Annotated in this window: 13 protein-coding genes; 4 read left to right on the top strand and 9 right to left on the bottom strand. The window is 60.9% G+C overall.

The genetic code is table 11. The features are described 5' to 3' along the window. Positions 1-72: 72 nt before the first annotated feature. Positions 73-1410, bottom strand: a complete 1338-nt coding sequence (locus ACW9JE_RS22180) for a DEAD/DEAH box helicase (RefSeq protein ID WP_457433951.1) — start codon at positions 1408-1410, stop codon at positions 73-75. Positions 1411-1476: 66 nt separating this feature from the next. Beyond that, positions 1477-2418 (bottom strand): drug/metabolite exporter YedA, encoded by a 942-nt coding sequence (yedA, locus tag ACW9JE_RS22175; protein WP_457433950.1) that lies wholly within the window; start codon positions 2416-2418, stop codon positions 1477-1479. A gap of 163 nt (positions 2419-2581) precedes the next feature. Between yedA and ACW9JE_RS22170 the strand changes: the two genes are divergently transcribed. Further along, entirely contained in the window at positions 2582-3037 is a 456-nt protein-coding gene (locus ACW9JE_RS22170; RefSeq protein ID WP_457433949.1) for an Lrp/AsnC family transcriptional regulator, read from the top strand. Between the two features lie 627 nt (positions 3038-3664). On the opposite strand, the gene ACW9JE_RS22165 is transcribed toward ACW9JE_RS22170, so the two are convergent. From ACW9JE_RS22165 to ACW9JE_RS22155, 3 genes are all read right to left on the bottom strand, one after another. Beyond that, the gene (locus ACW9JE_RS22165; protein WP_457433948.1) at positions 3665-4276 is read right to left on the bottom strand and encodes a 3'-5' exonuclease; all 612 of its coding nucleotides are present in this window, start codon (positions 4274-4276) and stop codon (positions 3665-3667) included. Positions 4277-4297: 21 nt separating this feature from the next. Then, positions 4298-4777 (bottom strand): LabA-like NYN domain-containing protein, encoded by a 480-nt coding sequence (locus tag ACW9JE_RS22160; RefSeq protein ID WP_224534132.1) that lies wholly within the window; start codon positions 4775-4777, stop codon positions 4298-4300. A gap of 129 nt (positions 4778-4906) precedes the next feature. Continuing rightward, positions 4907-5689, bottom strand: a complete 783-nt coding sequence (locus tag ACW9JE_RS22155; RefSeq protein WP_224534131.1) for a DUF2076 domain-containing protein — start codon at positions 5687-5689, stop codon at positions 4907-4909. 178 nt (positions 5690-5867) lie between these two features. On the opposite strand from ACW9JE_RS22155, the gene ACW9JE_RS22150 reads away from it, so the two are divergent. Continuing rightward, positions 5868-6542 (top strand): YciC family protein, encoded by a 675-nt coding sequence (locus ACW9JE_RS22150; RefSeq protein ID WP_224534130.1) that lies wholly within the window; start codon positions 5868-5870, stop codon positions 6540-6542. A gap of 66 nt (positions 6543-6608) precedes the next feature. Beyond that, positions 6609-7688: an endonuclease/exonuclease/phosphatase family protein gene (locus tag ACW9JE_RS22145; RefSeq protein ID WP_457433947.1), complete on the top strand. Its 1080-nt coding sequence runs from the start codon at positions 6609-6611 to the stop codon at positions 7686-7688. Positions 7689-7849: 161 nt separating this feature from the next. On the opposite strand, the gene ACW9JE_RS22140 is transcribed toward ACW9JE_RS22145, so the two are convergent. The 4 genes from ACW9JE_RS22140 to ACW9JE_RS22125 all read right to left on the bottom strand — a co-directional run bounded on the left by ACW9JE_RS22140 (position 7850) and on the right by ACW9JE_RS22125 (position 12507). After that, positions 7850-8275 carry a RidA family protein gene (locus ACW9JE_RS22140; RefSeq protein WP_224534128.1) on the bottom strand — a complete coding sequence of 142 codons (426 nt, stop codon included), beginning with the start codon at positions 8273-8275 and terminating at the stop codon, positions 7850-7852. Between the two features lie 36 nt (positions 8276-8311). Then, positions 8312-9577, bottom strand: a complete 1266-nt coding sequence (locus tag ACW9JE_RS22135; RefSeq protein WP_457433946.1) for a flavin-containing monooxygenase — start codon at positions 9575-9577, stop codon at positions 8312-8314. 238 nt (positions 9578-9815) lie between these two features. Continuing rightward, positions 9816-10865: an ABC transporter substrate-binding protein gene (locus tag ACW9JE_RS22130; RefSeq protein ID WP_457433945.1), complete on the bottom strand. Its 1050-nt coding sequence runs from the start codon at positions 10863-10865 to the stop codon at positions 9816-9818. A gap of 151 nt (positions 10866-11016) precedes the next feature. Further along, positions 11017-12507, bottom strand: a complete 1491-nt coding sequence (locus ACW9JE_RS22125; RefSeq protein WP_457433944.1) for an aldehyde dehydrogenase — start codon at positions 12505-12507, stop codon at positions 11017-11019. 216 nt (positions 12508-12723) lie between these two features. On the opposite strand from ACW9JE_RS22125, the gene ACW9JE_RS22120 reads away from it, so the two are divergent. After that, positions 12724-13650 carry a LysR family transcriptional regulator gene (locus ACW9JE_RS22120; protein ID WP_224534124.1) on the top strand — a complete coding sequence of 309 codons (927 nt, stop codon included), beginning with the start codon at positions 12724-12726 and terminating at the stop codon, positions 13648-13650. Positions 13651-13718 lie beyond the last annotated feature (68 nt).

Here is a 13718-nt window from a genome sequence, read left to right as displayed (position 1 = left end):
TCTGTGTCGTACACAAATCCCCTGTGGGAGCGGGCTTGCTCGCGAAGGCGGCTTAACAGACGCCGCAGCAGATCAAGGTTTACGCTTGCGCGGCCCAGTATTGAACACCGGCACCTTACGCACAGGCTTCACCGCAGGCTCCACCGGCGCGGCATCCCCGCTGTCCACCCACTTGCCCAGATTGCGCTTGCCGCCACCACCTGAAGTTTTCGGCTTCTTCGGTTTTTTCGGCTTCTTGATCACCTGACCGCTGGCGTCGGTTTCCGGCACCCGGTGCTCAGGCTCGAACTCCGGCTCGTTCTGCCGCTTCAACGTCTGGCGGGTCAGCATTTCGATGGCCGACAGCAGATTCACTTCATCGGCGCACACCAGGGAAATCGCTTCGCCGGTCGAGCCCGCGCGGCCGGTGCGGCCAATGCGGTGGATGTAGTCCTCGGCCACGATCGGCAGGTCGAAGTTGACCACCAGCGGCAAGTCCTCGATATCCAGGCCACGGGCCGCAACGTCGGTGGCCACCAGGATCTGCACTTCGCCGATCTTGAAACGGTCCAGCGCACGCTGACGAGTCGCTTGCGGCTTGTCGCCGTGGATGCCATCGGCATTGACGCCCAGGCCCTGGAGTTTTTCCACCAGCGCGTCCACGCCGTTACGGGTCTTGGCGAACACCAGCACCTGCTTCCACTTGCCCTTGCGCATCAGGTGCACGAACAGTTCCGGCTTGCGCTTTTTGTCCACCGTCACGATCCACTGCTTGACGGTGTTGGCCGCCACGTTGCGCGGGCTGACTTCGATGCTCAGCGGGTCGTTGAGCATCTGCCCGGCCAGCAGGCGGATGTCATCGGAGAAGGTGGCGGAGAACAGCAGCGTCTGGCGCTTTTTCGGCAGTGCCCGGTAGATGTTCGCCAGTTCTTCGGAGAAGCCCAGGTCGAGCATGCGGTCGGCTTCGTCCAGCACCAAGGTTTGCAGCTGATTGAATTTCAGCGCGTTCTGACGGAACAGGTCGAGCAAGCGGCCCGGGGTCGCGACCAGCAGGTCGACGCCGCCGCGCAGCTTCATCATTTGCGGGTTGATGCTGACGCCGCCGTACACCGCGTAGGTGCGCAGCGGCAGGTTCTCGGCGTACTGGCGCACGGCTTCGTGAACCTGCTCGGCCAGTTCGCGGGTCGGCACCAGAATCAGTGCGCGCACCGAGTTGGCGGCGACTTTCGGCCCTTCCATGGCCAGCAATTGCAGGAGCGGCAAGGCGAAACCGGCGGTCTTGCCGGTGCCGGTCTGGGCGGCGGCCATCAGGTCACGACCGGCCAGCACTGCCGGAATGGCCTGCGCCTGAACCGGCGTCGGAGTCTGGTAGCCGAGCGTCTCGAGAGAGCGCAGCAAGGGATCGATCAGGCCAAGGGTGGCGAAAGTCATGGAAGTACCGTAGGAAAATTCAGCGCGGTTGTGCGGAAACAAGTGTGCAATGCCGCGCAGTTTACCCTAATTCACGCGGGATTCTGTCGGCACCGCAGTCGGCACGACCTTCGCCACCGGTGGTACAACCGGGCGGCGCCACTGCGGCAGGCCGATCAGCACCACGGCGCTGATGATCACCAGCATCGCCAGTGCTTCTGCGATGCCGATGGTCTCGCCGACAAACACGATCCCCAGCAACACCGCCACCGCCGGGTTGACGTAGGCATAGCTGGTGGCCGCCGCCGGGCGCACGTGTTTCAACAGGTACATGTAGGCGTTGAAGGCGATGATCGAGCCGAAGATCGTCAGGTACGCCAGGGCGATCCAGCCTTCGAGGGGCGGCATCTTCTCCAAGTGCTCGCCACTGACCGCGCTGCCGATCAGCAACACCACGCCACCGACCAGCATTTCCACGGCACTGGCCATGGCGCCCTGAGGCAATGGCAGATGTTTGCTCCACACCGAACCGAACGCCCAGCAGGCCGCGGCCAAAATAAGCAGGGTTGCGCCCAACGGACTCGATTGCAGGTTTGAGCCGAGATTGAGCATGGCAATGCCGATCAACCCGAGCACAATCCCGGCCCATTCCAGGCGGGTATTGCGTGCACCCCAGAAGTAACCGAACAGCAGGGTAAACAGCGGCACCGTCGCTACCGCCAGCGCCGCCACTCCGGATGCCACGCCCATGTGTTCGGCAACGCTGACCCCTCCATTGCCGCCCGCCAGCAACAACACACCAATGATGCCGGCGGCTTTCCACTGCGCCCAGGTTGGCGCCGGAGCCCCGCGCCAGCGCAGAAAGCCGTACATCAGCGTGCCCGCGATCACGAAACGAATGCCGGCCAGCAGCAGCGGCGGCCAGGACTCCACACCGATGCGGATCACCAGGTAAGTCGAACCCCAGATCACGTACAAGGCGAAAAAGGCAGCGATCAAGGGCAAGGGAAAGCGACGGAGGCCGGGCATGGGGCAGCTCACAGGCAGGACAGGTGAACCGCTATTCTAAAAAGGCTGGTGGCGAAAAATAAGTTACAAAACTTGTTTAATGCGCCGGTACACTTTTCAAAACACGGAGTTAATGGCAATAAACCGTGGTTTCGAAAGTCGGTAATTTTCAGGAGTCACCGCGATGGACAAATACGATCGCATGCTGCTCAGCGCCCTGTTGGAAAACGGCCGCGCGTCCTACGCGGACCTTGCGCGCAAGGTCAACCTGTCCGCCCCGGCCGTGGCCGAACGGGTGGCCAAACTCGAAGCCAGCGGCGTCATCACCGGTTACCAGGCAAAAGTCGACATGGCCAAGCTGGGCTTGCCGATCCAGTGCGTCATCGAACTGCGCCTGAACCAGCACGGCAACCAGAAAGCCTACGACGACCTGATCAAAATCCCACAACTGACCGAATGCCACCGCGTCACCGGCGACCCCTGCGTGATCATGCAGGCAGCGGTAGGCTCGATGCCGGAACTGGAAGACCTGATCAACCGCATCGCCACCTTCGGCTTCAGCAAAACCTCGATCGTCCTGTCCAGCGCCATCGAAAAGCGCGTGCCGTTGGGGCATATCGAAAACAACGGCAAAACCTGAAAACACCCCCAAACCCAGTGGAAGCGAGCCTGCTCGCGATGGTCGCCAACGATAACGCGGGACACCAGATGCCCGCGGCGCCTGGAAGTCCATCGCGAGCGTGCTCGCTCCTACAGGGTTTTGTGTCCGCCACAAATCCGTAGCGAGGCTGCCCGCGAAGAGGTCGGCACATTCAACATCAATGCTGACTTCCGACGCCTTCGCGAGCAAGCCCGCTACCACAAGAAATCAAACTTCGCCTGCATTTGATGGGTGGCAGCTATGCGCGGGCTGCAAGACCGAGCAGGAATAACTCGGCAGACCCGAAGGTCTCCCACACACAGCCACCATAAATCCATGGACGATTAATGAAGCCAAGTGTTGGAGGTTAGAGATGCCACAAATGCGGGACAAGACGGACGATTCCCAACGTTTTGCAGGACGAATCGCCTATCTGAAGACCTGGTTAAACACAAAGACGTGAATCAACACAAAACCTGTAGGAGCGAGCAGGCTCGCGATGGTCGTGAACGATGACTCGGGAAACCTGACAACCCGCAGCGCCTGAAAGTCCATCGCGAGCAGGCTCGCTCCCACAGGGTTTCGCGTCGTCCGCAATTCCATCGCGGGCAAGCCCGCTCCCACAGATCAGATGCCGCAATGGCGCTTCAGATGCTCATTGATCTTCGCCGCCGGCACCTTCTGCAACTTGCACAGCAAATCATGGGACAACTCCCGCACCCCGTGCGTCTCCCGCAATTCACCCGCCAGATGCGCCATCAGGTTGGCGGCCATTTCAGCGTCGGCCATGGCCCGGTGGGCCTTGCCGGTGTGGGGCAGGTTGGCGAAGGTGGTGAGGGTGCCGAGCTTGTGGTTCGGCGCCGCCGGCATCAGGCGGCGGGCCAGCAGCAGTGAGCAGGCGAAATTCTGCAGGCGGGTGCGTTTGATGCGGCCCAGTTCGAAATCCCAGAACTTCTGGTCGAACGCGGCGTTGTGCGCCAGCAGCGGCGTGATGCCGACGAATTCGTTGACCTCGTTCATCACCTGTTCGGCCGAGGGCGCGGTGCGCAGCATGGCGTTGCTGATGCCGGTGAGCTGTTCGATGAAGGCCGGCACACGCACGCCGGCGTTCATCAGGCTCTGGTAACGATCGACGATCCGCCCCTGTTCGAGGATGACCACGGCGATTTCCGTGGCGCGGCAGCTGCTGCTCGGGGAGATCCCGGTGGTTTCAAAGTCGATGATTGCGATGCGTTCCAACCTTTTACAACTCCGTATAAATCAATTCTTGAGCAGCAACGCGCCTTCAATCGGCACGTAGCGGCTGGCGGCGCGGATCAGCGAGTTGGCGGTCAGGCCGGGTACGCCATAGGCCACCGCCTGCACGCCGTGCTTGCTGATGATGCGCTCGAGCAGCATGTCGAAATCCCCGTCGCCGGAGGCCAGCACCACTTCGTCGACGTGATCGGCCGCGTCCATGATGTCGAGGGTGATGCCCACGTCCCAGTCGCCCTTGGCCGAGCCGTCGCTGCGCTGGATGTAGGGCTTGAGCTTCACGGTGAAACCCAGGTTGCGCAGGATCTGCTGAAACTGCTGCTGTTTGCTGTCGCCGCGATCGATGGCGTAGGCGTAGGCCTCGACGATCTGCCCCTGTCTGCTGATTTCAGCCCACAAGGCGGCGTAATTGAAGTGACAACCGTAGGCCTGACGCACGGTGTAATAGAGGTTCTGGACATCGGCGAACACTGCGATTTTTTTCACCGGACACCTTCAAAAGAACACAGGCTGGGTCAGGCACCAGGCCCGAAAAGGCGCCCAGTATGCCAGTGCGAAGGCGGATTCCGCGAATAATCGGCCCGAAGCGCCGCAGCGCTCCGGACGAATGGTGCATCAGACGTAGGAGTCGTCGTCGCCGCCAAAGAACGATGAGCTGTCATCGTTATAGTCGGTATCGGTGAAACCGCCCTGATCGTTGCCCCAGGAATCGTTGTTGGCCATGCGCTGATCGTCGCCCCAGTCATTGTTGCCCTGGTCGTTGACCTGGGCCGGCTCTTCCTTGATCACTTCGACGATTTCCTGCGGTTGCTGATTGTGGTTGAACAGGCTGCTGATGCCTTGGGCCAGCATCACGCCACCTGCCACACCCGCAGCGGTTTTCAGGGCGCCGCCGAGGAAGCTACTGCCGGCCGCAGGAGTTTGCTGCTGAGGTGCATAGCCTTGTTGCTGGAAATTCTGCTGCGGCGCACCGAAGTTCTGCTGCGGTGGCTGCGAATTGAACGAAGAGCGCCCCGGCTCACGCCAGCCGCCACCACCGGACATCGGTGCGCTCTGGCTCGGAGCAGGCTGAGGATCGCGGGAGCCACCGCCAAAAATGCTCGACAGGAAACCACCACTTGGTGCAGGCGCCGCCGCTGTCTGCGCCCGGGCCTGCTGAAGATCGGCCTGCAACTGCTGGATCTGCTGGGCCTGCTGCTTGTTCTGTTCATCGAGGCTCTTGATCGCCGCCTCCTGAACCAGAATCGCCTGTGTCATGAAATAACCTGCCGCCGGCTGGCGGTTCAGGTGTTCCTTGATCCGCGCCTCGGCCTGGGCATCGCGCGGGGCTGCGTCCGTTTCGGCCTGTTGCAGCCGGGAAAACAGTCCATCGATCAGGGTTTGTTCTTCGCTGTTCATGGCGACCTCATAGATTGCCGGGAAAATCGTTGCCCTCACCCATTGTGGACAAGGTGCTCATCCCTAATGGAGGTTGATGCCGGATGTTTCAATGACCTTTACCGAATGTTTACGTTTGCTTCAGGCGGTACATCATCGGTTACAGTGAGTGACTGTTTTATACCGACGATGCCGACTGATGAACCCGTTCGACGTACTGCGTGACTCTCTGTATTTCTTCAAGCGCAATCTGGGCCAGATCGTCCAGCTGTGCCTGCCGCTTGTCATCATCGAAGCCTTGCTGCAACAGGTGGTCGACCACTCCACCGAGCCAGACACGATCCCCGGCATCAGCGTGATCGTGGGCCTGCTGGTGTATCCGCTGTACACCGCCGCGCTGATCCTGTTTCTCGACGCCCGCAGCCGTGGCGAATCGCCGAGCAACCGCGAGTTACTGTCCCGTTCCGCCTACCTGTGGCCGCGCTTCGCCCTGCTGACCGCCCTCAATACCCTGCTGATTCTGTTGGGCCTGTCGCTGTATTTCCTGCCGGGGATCTGGCTGATGGTCGCCCTGGCCTTCGGTGAATACCTGCTGGTGCTGCGTGGCCTGTCGCCACTGGCCGCGATGAAGGAAAGCCTGCGCCTGACCCGCGGTCATTTCATGCGCATTCTGGTGTGCATCCTGTGTGTGATGGGGCCGTTGTGGCTGCTCAAAGGCGCGACGCTGGCGGTCTATCCCGAACCGCAGAACCCGGTGATCTCGCTGCTGATCGACAGCGCCCACAGCTTCCTGCAACTGTTCACCAGCGTGGTGCTGTTCCGCCTGTTCATGCTGATCGGCGAGGTGCCGGAAAAAATCGAAGGGCCACGCTGACCTTGGGTGACCGCTCGTCAGTCGGGTATGCTCGGGGACAATTTCCGTAACGCGATAAGCCGAGCCATGACCCGACTGCTGCGCTACACCTTGCTGGCATTGTTGATTGCGATTGTCCTGATCGGCCTGTCGATCTACAACCTCACCTGGCGCCCCGACGCCCGGGAAGTGCTGCCGGTCAGTTGCAGCACCCGGGCTCCGACCCTGGCGCCCGGTCAGGCGCTGAAGGTCATGACCTGGAACGTCCAGTACCTGGCGGGCAAGTGTTACGTGTTCTGGAATGACCTGGCCCACGGCACCGACGAATCCCCCACCCCCGAAGACATGGCCTTCAGCCTCGATGAAGTGGCGCGGGTGATTCGCGACGAACAGCCAGACGTGGTGCTGCTGCAGGAACTGGACGATGGCGCCAAGGCCAGCGATTACCAGAACCAGCTCAAACTGCTGCACGAACGGGTCGCCGACCTGTATCCGTGCAGTGTCGCCGCCTACGACTGGAAGGCCGATTTTGTCCCCGATCCGCACATCTTCGGTAGCGTTGGCCGGCAACTGGCGACCCTGAGTCGCTTTCAGATCGATCACGCCCAGCGCCTGCAATTGCCGGTGGCAAAGGCCAACTTGATCAGTCGTCAGTTCCAGCCGAAAAACGCCTTGCTGGCGGCTTACCTGCCGCTGAACGACGGCGGCCAGATGGCCGTGCTCAACACTCACCTGGACCGTGTGACGCAACCGGACGAGACCTTGCAGGCGCAGGTGACCGCTGTGGCCAAGGTGCTCGACAAGTTTGAAAGCCGCGGCACGCCGTGGCTGATCGGAGGGGATTTCAATCTGTTGCCGCTGGGACAGTACCAGCGCCTGCCCAGCGAACAGCGCACGCCTTACTCGGCCGACAGCGCCTTGCACGTGCTGTGGGACAAGTACCCGATGATCCCCACCAACAACGAAGCCAGCGGCATCGACCGTGCACGCTGGCTGACTCAATACCCCAACGATCCCGGCCTGAACGGCCCGGACCGTACTGTCGATTACCTGTTCTACAGTCCGCGGATCAAGCGGGTCGAGGCGACGGTGCGGCAGGATGATACGTTGCGTATCTCCGATCACCTGCCGGTGATTGCGCGGTTCCTGCTCCCGGCAACACCCTGACCTGAGACAAACCACATAACCTGTGGGAGCGGGCTTGCTCGCGAAGGCGGTGTGTCAGGCGACATCTATTTTGGATGTGCTGGCCTCTCAAGAAAAAACCCCGCTCCCACAGGGTTTTGCATCTCACTCAGGATTAGTGGTCCACATCCAATCAATGGTGATCAGTTGGCCTTCCAATCATCCGGAATCACCGCAATCACATCGATCTCCATCAACCACTGCGGCTGCCCCAGCCCGGAAATCACCAGTCCCGTGGAGATCGGGAACACGCCCTTGAGCCACTTGCCCACCACCTGATAAACCGGCTCGCGATAGCGTGGATCGATGATGTAGGTGGTGGTTTTGACGATGTGCGAAAGATCGCTGCCCGCCTCTTCCAGCAGCTGTTTGACGTTCTTCATCGCCTGTTCGGCCTGGGCAGCCGGGTCGCCCAGGCCTACCAGATTGCCCTCGAAATCGGTGCCGATCTGGCCGCGGACATACACCGTGTTACCCGCCCTTACCGCCTGGCAAAGGTCGTTGTCCAACGACTGGTTCGGATAGGTGTCCTTGGTATTGAACATGCGAATTCGTGTGTGAGTTGGCATCGAAAATGTCCTGAAAATGAATGGATAAAAAATGACTCAGCGCTGTGAAGGATCGCGGTACTGCAGGTACTGGCGCTGTGTGGCGATGTGGCCGGCGACGTGCTTGGCGTCGTGCCAGACGCCCCAGATGAAGCTCGACCCGCGACGCGACAGCCACGGCAGCCCGACGAAATAAACCCCCGGCTCGCTCGATACGCCACGCTGGTGACGAGGCTTGCCCTTGTCGTCGAAAGCGTCGACTTGCAGCCAGTTGTAATCAACCGCGTAACCGGTGGCCCAGATGATCGAAGTGATGCCCGCTTCGGCCAGATCCAGCTCCAGGATCGGGTTAGTGATGCAGTCCGGGTCCGGCAGGGTCCGCCGTGCTTCAGGCTCCTCCGGCAGGTCCAGGCCATTGCGCGCGATGTAGGCATCCGCCGCATCCAGCAGCGACAGGTAGTTCTCGTCCCCGGCAGCGATGTTGCGGGCCAGGTCCTGCTGGAAGGTCACCACGCCATCGTTGAAGGATTGGGTCAGGCCCACCAGTTGCACGCCTTGCTGGGCGAGTTCGCGGAAGTCCACGGTCTGCCCGCCCCGGGCACCGCTGACCGCGATGGTCACGTGCTCACGGCCAGGCTGCATCACTTCGGCATCCCACAGCCCCAGCACTCCCAGCCACCAGCAGAAATCGCGGTTGCGATAGGCGCGAGGCGGACGGTCATGCTGGCCGACCGACAGGTAGACCTGCTTGCCCGCGCGCTGCAATTCATCGGCGATCTGCACACCGGAAGAACCGGCCCCCACCACCAGCACACCACCTTCTGGCAGCTGCTGCGGGTTGAAGTATTGGGCCGAGTGAATCTGCGTAATCGGGCTGTCCTTCGGAGCAATCGGCGGAATCACCGGACGCTGGAAAGGACCGGTCGCCGCCACCACGCGATTGGCCTCAATCACGCCTTCGGAGGTTTCGATGGTGAACCCCGGACGATCAGCGTTGCGCACTACTTTCTTCACTTCGACACCGGTACGAATCGGCGCTTCGAACTTCTCTGCATAGGCTTCGAAATAGGCCGCCACCTGCTCCTTGGAGGCGAACTCATCCGGTTCCAGGCCTTCGAAGGCCAAGCCCGGGAAGCGGTCGTGCCAGACCGGACCGTTGGCCACCAGCGAATCCCAGCGACCGGTGCGCCAGGCTTCGGCGATGCGGTTGCGCTCCAGCACCAGGTGCGGAACTCCAAGCTTGGTCAAGTGTTCGCTCATGGCGACCCCAGCCTGGCCGGCCCCGACGACAAGCGTATCGATTTCAATCTTGTTAGTTGTCATGCTTGTGTCCTTCAAAGAGGCGACGGTGTCGCGACGGTTTGATAATCAAGTTCCGCGCTTAAACTTTATTTGCGGGGTGTTTGTATTGTGTTCAGAGTGCGCGAATAACGAAATTATGATTTTTGTCGTTATTAGCCAGAAAAAAACTGTGCCGACCGAGAGGTAACTATTGGCACTAAAAAATAACGGGCCCGCGTCCGAAGGCGCGAGCCCGTTAGTTGTTCAAAACCAGCTGCGCTTAGCGTGCCGCCCAAGCGTTGAAGCGCTCTTCGAGTTCTTCGCCGTGATCAACCCAGAAGGTCGCGTCCACCAGTTGCCCTTCAGCCAGGTTGGCCTGAGCAGTGGGCAGTTGCGCCAGGGTGTCAGCCGGCAACTGCTCCAGCACGTCCTTGCGGATCGGCCCGTACGGGATCTGGGTGGAGAAGGATTTCTGCCCGCTGGCCTGGCTGGCGAACACGATGAACTTCTGCGCCAGCGTCTTGTTCGGGCTGCCTTTGACGATGGCCCAGTGATCCGGATCGTAGAGGTGACCGTTCCATGAGATCGCCAGTTTCGAGCCTTCCTTCTGCGCCACGGCGATGCGCCCGTTGTAGGCGGCGGACATCACCACATCGCCCGCGGCCAGCCATTGCGGCGGTTGTGCGCCGGCTTCCCACCACTGGATCGAAGGCTTGATCTGATCGAGTTTCTTGAACGCCCGGTCCACGCCTTCCTTGGTGTTGAGCACCTTGTAGAGGTCCTGCTGCTTCACGCCATCGGCAAGCAGCGCCACTTCCAGGGTGTACTTGGCACCCTTGCGCAGGCCGCGCTTGCCCGGAAACTGCTGCAGGTTCCACATGTCAGCCCAGGACGTCGGCGCCGCGCCCACCTTGCCCGCGTTGTAAGCCAGCACCATCGACCACACATAACTGGCCACACCGCACTCGCTGACGGCACCCGGCAGGTAGTTGCCGGCATCACCGATCAGGGCCGGATCGATCCGTTCGAACAGGCCCTCCTCGCAGCCGCGCTCCAGCTCTGGGCTTTCCACCTCGACAACATCCCAGCTGACTTGGCCGACATCGACCATGGCTTTGACCTTGGACAGCTCACCGCTGTACTCGCCGACCACCACCTTGCCGGCGCCGCTGCTTTCAAAGGGTTTGAAGTAAGCCCCTTCCTGCGCCGCCTTGGTGGCACCGCCAAAGGAAATCACCGTCAGGCTCTCGGAATGAGCGATGACCGGTGCCGTGAATGCAAGTAGTGCTGAAATACCAGCAACCGCTGTAACGCTCGAAGACTTGAACATATAAAGCTCCCTCACTTTTTAATTGTGATTGGTTACTGAGGCAGTCACGACCACGCGGCCGCAAGTACGCGATTTACCCTCCGCGTCGGGACATCTTTTTTATTCTTGAAACCGCACAGAGTTAGTGCGCGGTTAATTAATCAAACGTGTTTCACCGCAATTGGAACCAGGTGGTTTTCAAATGGGTGTACTTATCGAAAGAGTGCAGCGACAGGTCGCGACCGAAACCCGACTGCTTGCCGCCACCGAATGGCACGGTGACGTCCAGAGCATCGACGGTATTGACCGACACGGTGCCCGCCTTCAAGGCACGGGATACGCGGTGAGCGCGATTCAGATCGTCGCTCCAGACCGAGGCCGCCAGGCCATAGATGCTGTCGTTGGCCAGTTGCACCGCCTGCTCTTCGCTGTCGAAGGTGGAGATCGCCAGCACCGGCCCGAAGACCTCTTCCCGGGACAGGTGTGCGTCCTGGGCGACGTCGGCAAAAATGGTCGGCTCGATGAAGTTGTCGGAGCCGTTGAAGCTCAAGCGCCGGCCACCTGTGACCCGACGCGCGCCTTCCTGCCCGGCACGCTCGATGAAGCTCATCACCCGCGCGGCCTGGCTGGCATCGACGATGGCACCGGCGCGGCTGGCCGGGTTCAACGGATCGCCCGGCATCCAGGCTTTGGCTTTCTCCATGAGCCGCTCGATGAACTCGTCCTTGATCGAACGCTGCACATACAGGCGCGAGTTGGCCGAGCACACTTCGCCCTGGTTGAAGAAGATGCCGAACGCGGCTTTCTCGGCTGCCAGATCCAGATCACGGCAGTCGTCGAACACCAGGCTCGGGCTCTTGCCGCCGCATTCCAGCCAGACCTGCTTGAGATTCGACTGGGCTGAATACTGCATGAAGTACTTGCCCACCTGAGTCGAGCCGGTGAACACCAGGCAATCGACATCGGGATGCAGACCCAGCGCCTTGCCGGCGGACTCGCCCAGGCCCGGCACCACGTTCAATACGCCAGCGGGCAAACCTGCTTCCAGGGCCAACTCGGCCAGACGCAGGGCCGAGAACGGCGATTGCTCGGCGGGCTTGAGCACCACGCTGTTGCCGGCGGCCAAGGCCGGTGCGAGCTTCCAGGCCGCCATGTCCAGCGGGAAGTTCCACGGCACGACGGCAGCGATGACGCCCAGTGGCTCACGGGTGATGGTCGCCAGTGCCGATGGCGCGGTGGGTGCGACCTGATCGTAGAGCTTGTCCAGCGCCTCGCCGTACCAGGCGAACACGTGGGCAGCGCCCGGTACGTCGATGTTGTAGGCATCCATCACCGGCTTGCCCATGTCGAGGGAATCGAGCAGGGCCAGTTCTTCGCGATGGGCCAGCATCAGTTCGGACAGGCGCAGCAGCACGCGCTTGCGTTCCACCGGTGCCATGCGTGCCCAAGGGCCTTCGTTGAAAGCACGGCGGGCACTGCGAACGGCCATGTCCACTTCGACTTCGCCACAGGCTGCAACGCGGGCCAGCAACTGGTTGGTGGCCGGGTTGATCGAGTCGAATGTCGCGCCTGAAGCGGCAGAGATCTGCCGGCCATCGATCAAGGCTTTATCGGAGAAGGTTTGCCGGGCAGCTCTCTGCTGCCAGTAGTCGAGGTCGAACACGCTACGCTCCCTTTACGACCATTTGGATGGTCGGGGTTGTTATATGGGGTTGCTATCTGATTGGGCAGATAGTGCGTCAGCCGTGCGAATCGGAAAATTAGTAAAAATATGCTCGGGACATAAGAAAAAACTTGGCAAGGGTTTGGCCAGCCCGGACCCGCCATGAGGTAAGGTTCAGCCAGGCATTCTTGCGTCAGCGAAAACAAAGAGGTGCGTGTGGCTTCCTATACCTTGCGGCAACTCAAGTACTTCGTCACCACGGTGGAAGCCGGCAGCGTCGCGGAGGCGTCGAGGCAGCTCTACATCGCGCAGCCTTCGGTGTCGACGGCGATCAAGAGCCTGGAAGAGTCGTTCAACGTCCAGTTGTTCATCCGCCACCATGCCCAGGGCGTGTCCCTGACGCCCACCGGCACGCGCTTCTACCACAAGGCGCAGGAGCTGCTGCGCATGGCCCGGGAGTTCGAACAGAATGCGCTGGCGGATAACGATACGGTGTCCGGGCAGATCGACATCGGCTGCTTCGAGACGGTCGCTCCGCTGTACCTGCCGCAGTTGATTGCCGACTTTCGCAAGCTGTACCCGGGCGTCGATATCCGCATCCGCGACGGCGAGCAGCAGGACCTGGTGCAAGGCTTGACCGCCGGCACCTTCGACGTCGCCTTCCTCTACGATCACGGGCTGGACAGCACCATCCAGACCACGCCGCTGATGCCCCCGCAAAAGCCGTACATCCTGCTGCCTGAAGGGCACCGCTTCGCTGATCAACAGTCGATTTCGTTGAGGGATCTGTGCGGCGAGCCGATGATCCTGCTCGATGTACAACCGAGTCGAACCTACTTTGTCAGCCTGTTCCACGAACTGGAGCTGACGCCGAACATCGTGTTCAGTTCGCCGTCGATCGAGATGGTGCGCGGCATGGTCGGCCAGGGCTTCGGATTCTCGATCCTGGTGACCCGGCCGCATTCGGAATGCACTTATGATGGGAAAAAGGTGGTTTCAGTCGACATCACCGAGCCAGTGACCACCTCGGGCCTGGCGTCCGCTCACCTCAAGCGCAGTCAGCTGACCAAGCCTGCGCAGTTGTTCGTGGATTTTTGTCGGGAGCAGTTGAGTCAGAAGGTTGCCCATCAAAACCAGCCCTGAACACTATTCCCCTGTAGGAGCGAGCACGCTCGCGATGGACGTCAACGATAACGCTGGCAGCCTGACAC

The organism is Pseudomonas sp. SDO55104_S430, from assembly GCF_054070595.1.
Note: the sequence above shows the minus strand (reverse complement) of the source record. Positions and strands in the feature narration are given on the sequence as shown.

Coding starts and splice junctions, on each gene's coding strand:
- ACW9JE_RS22145 (WP_457433947.1), top strand. CDS start 6,609: ATGACCCGACTGCTGCGCTACACCTTGCTGGCATTGTTGATTGCGATT.
- ACW9JE_RS22130 (WP_457433945.1), bottom strand. CDS start 10,865: ATGTTCAAGTCTTCGAGCGTTACAGCGGTTGCTGGTATTTCAGCACTA.
- ACW9JE_RS22135 (WP_457433946.1), bottom strand. CDS start 9,577: ATGACAACTAACAAGATTGAAATCGATACGCTTGTCGTCGGGGCCGGC.
- ACW9JE_RS22155 (WP_224534131.1), bottom strand. CDS start 5,689: ATGAACAGCGAAGAACAAACCCTGATCGATGGACTGTTTTCCCGGCTG.
- ACW9JE_RS22180 (WP_457433951.1), bottom strand. CDS start 1,410: ATGACTTTCGCCACCCTTGGCCTGATCGATCCCTTGCTGCGCTCTCTC.
- ACW9JE_RS22140 (WP_224534128.1), bottom strand. CDS start 8,275: ATGCCAACTCACACACGAATTCGCATGTTCAATACCAAGGACACCTAT.
- ACW9JE_RS22170 (WP_457433949.1), top strand. CDS start 2,582: ATGGACAAATACGATCGCATGCTGCTCAGCGCCCTGTTGGAAAACGGC.
- yedA (WP_457433950.1), bottom strand. CDS start 2,418: ATGCCCGGCCTCCGTCGCTTTCCCTTGCCCTTGATCGCTGCCTTTTTC.
- ACW9JE_RS22150 (WP_224534130.1), top strand. CDS start 5,868: ATGAACCCGTTCGACGTACTGCGTGACTCTCTGTATTTCTTCAAGCGC.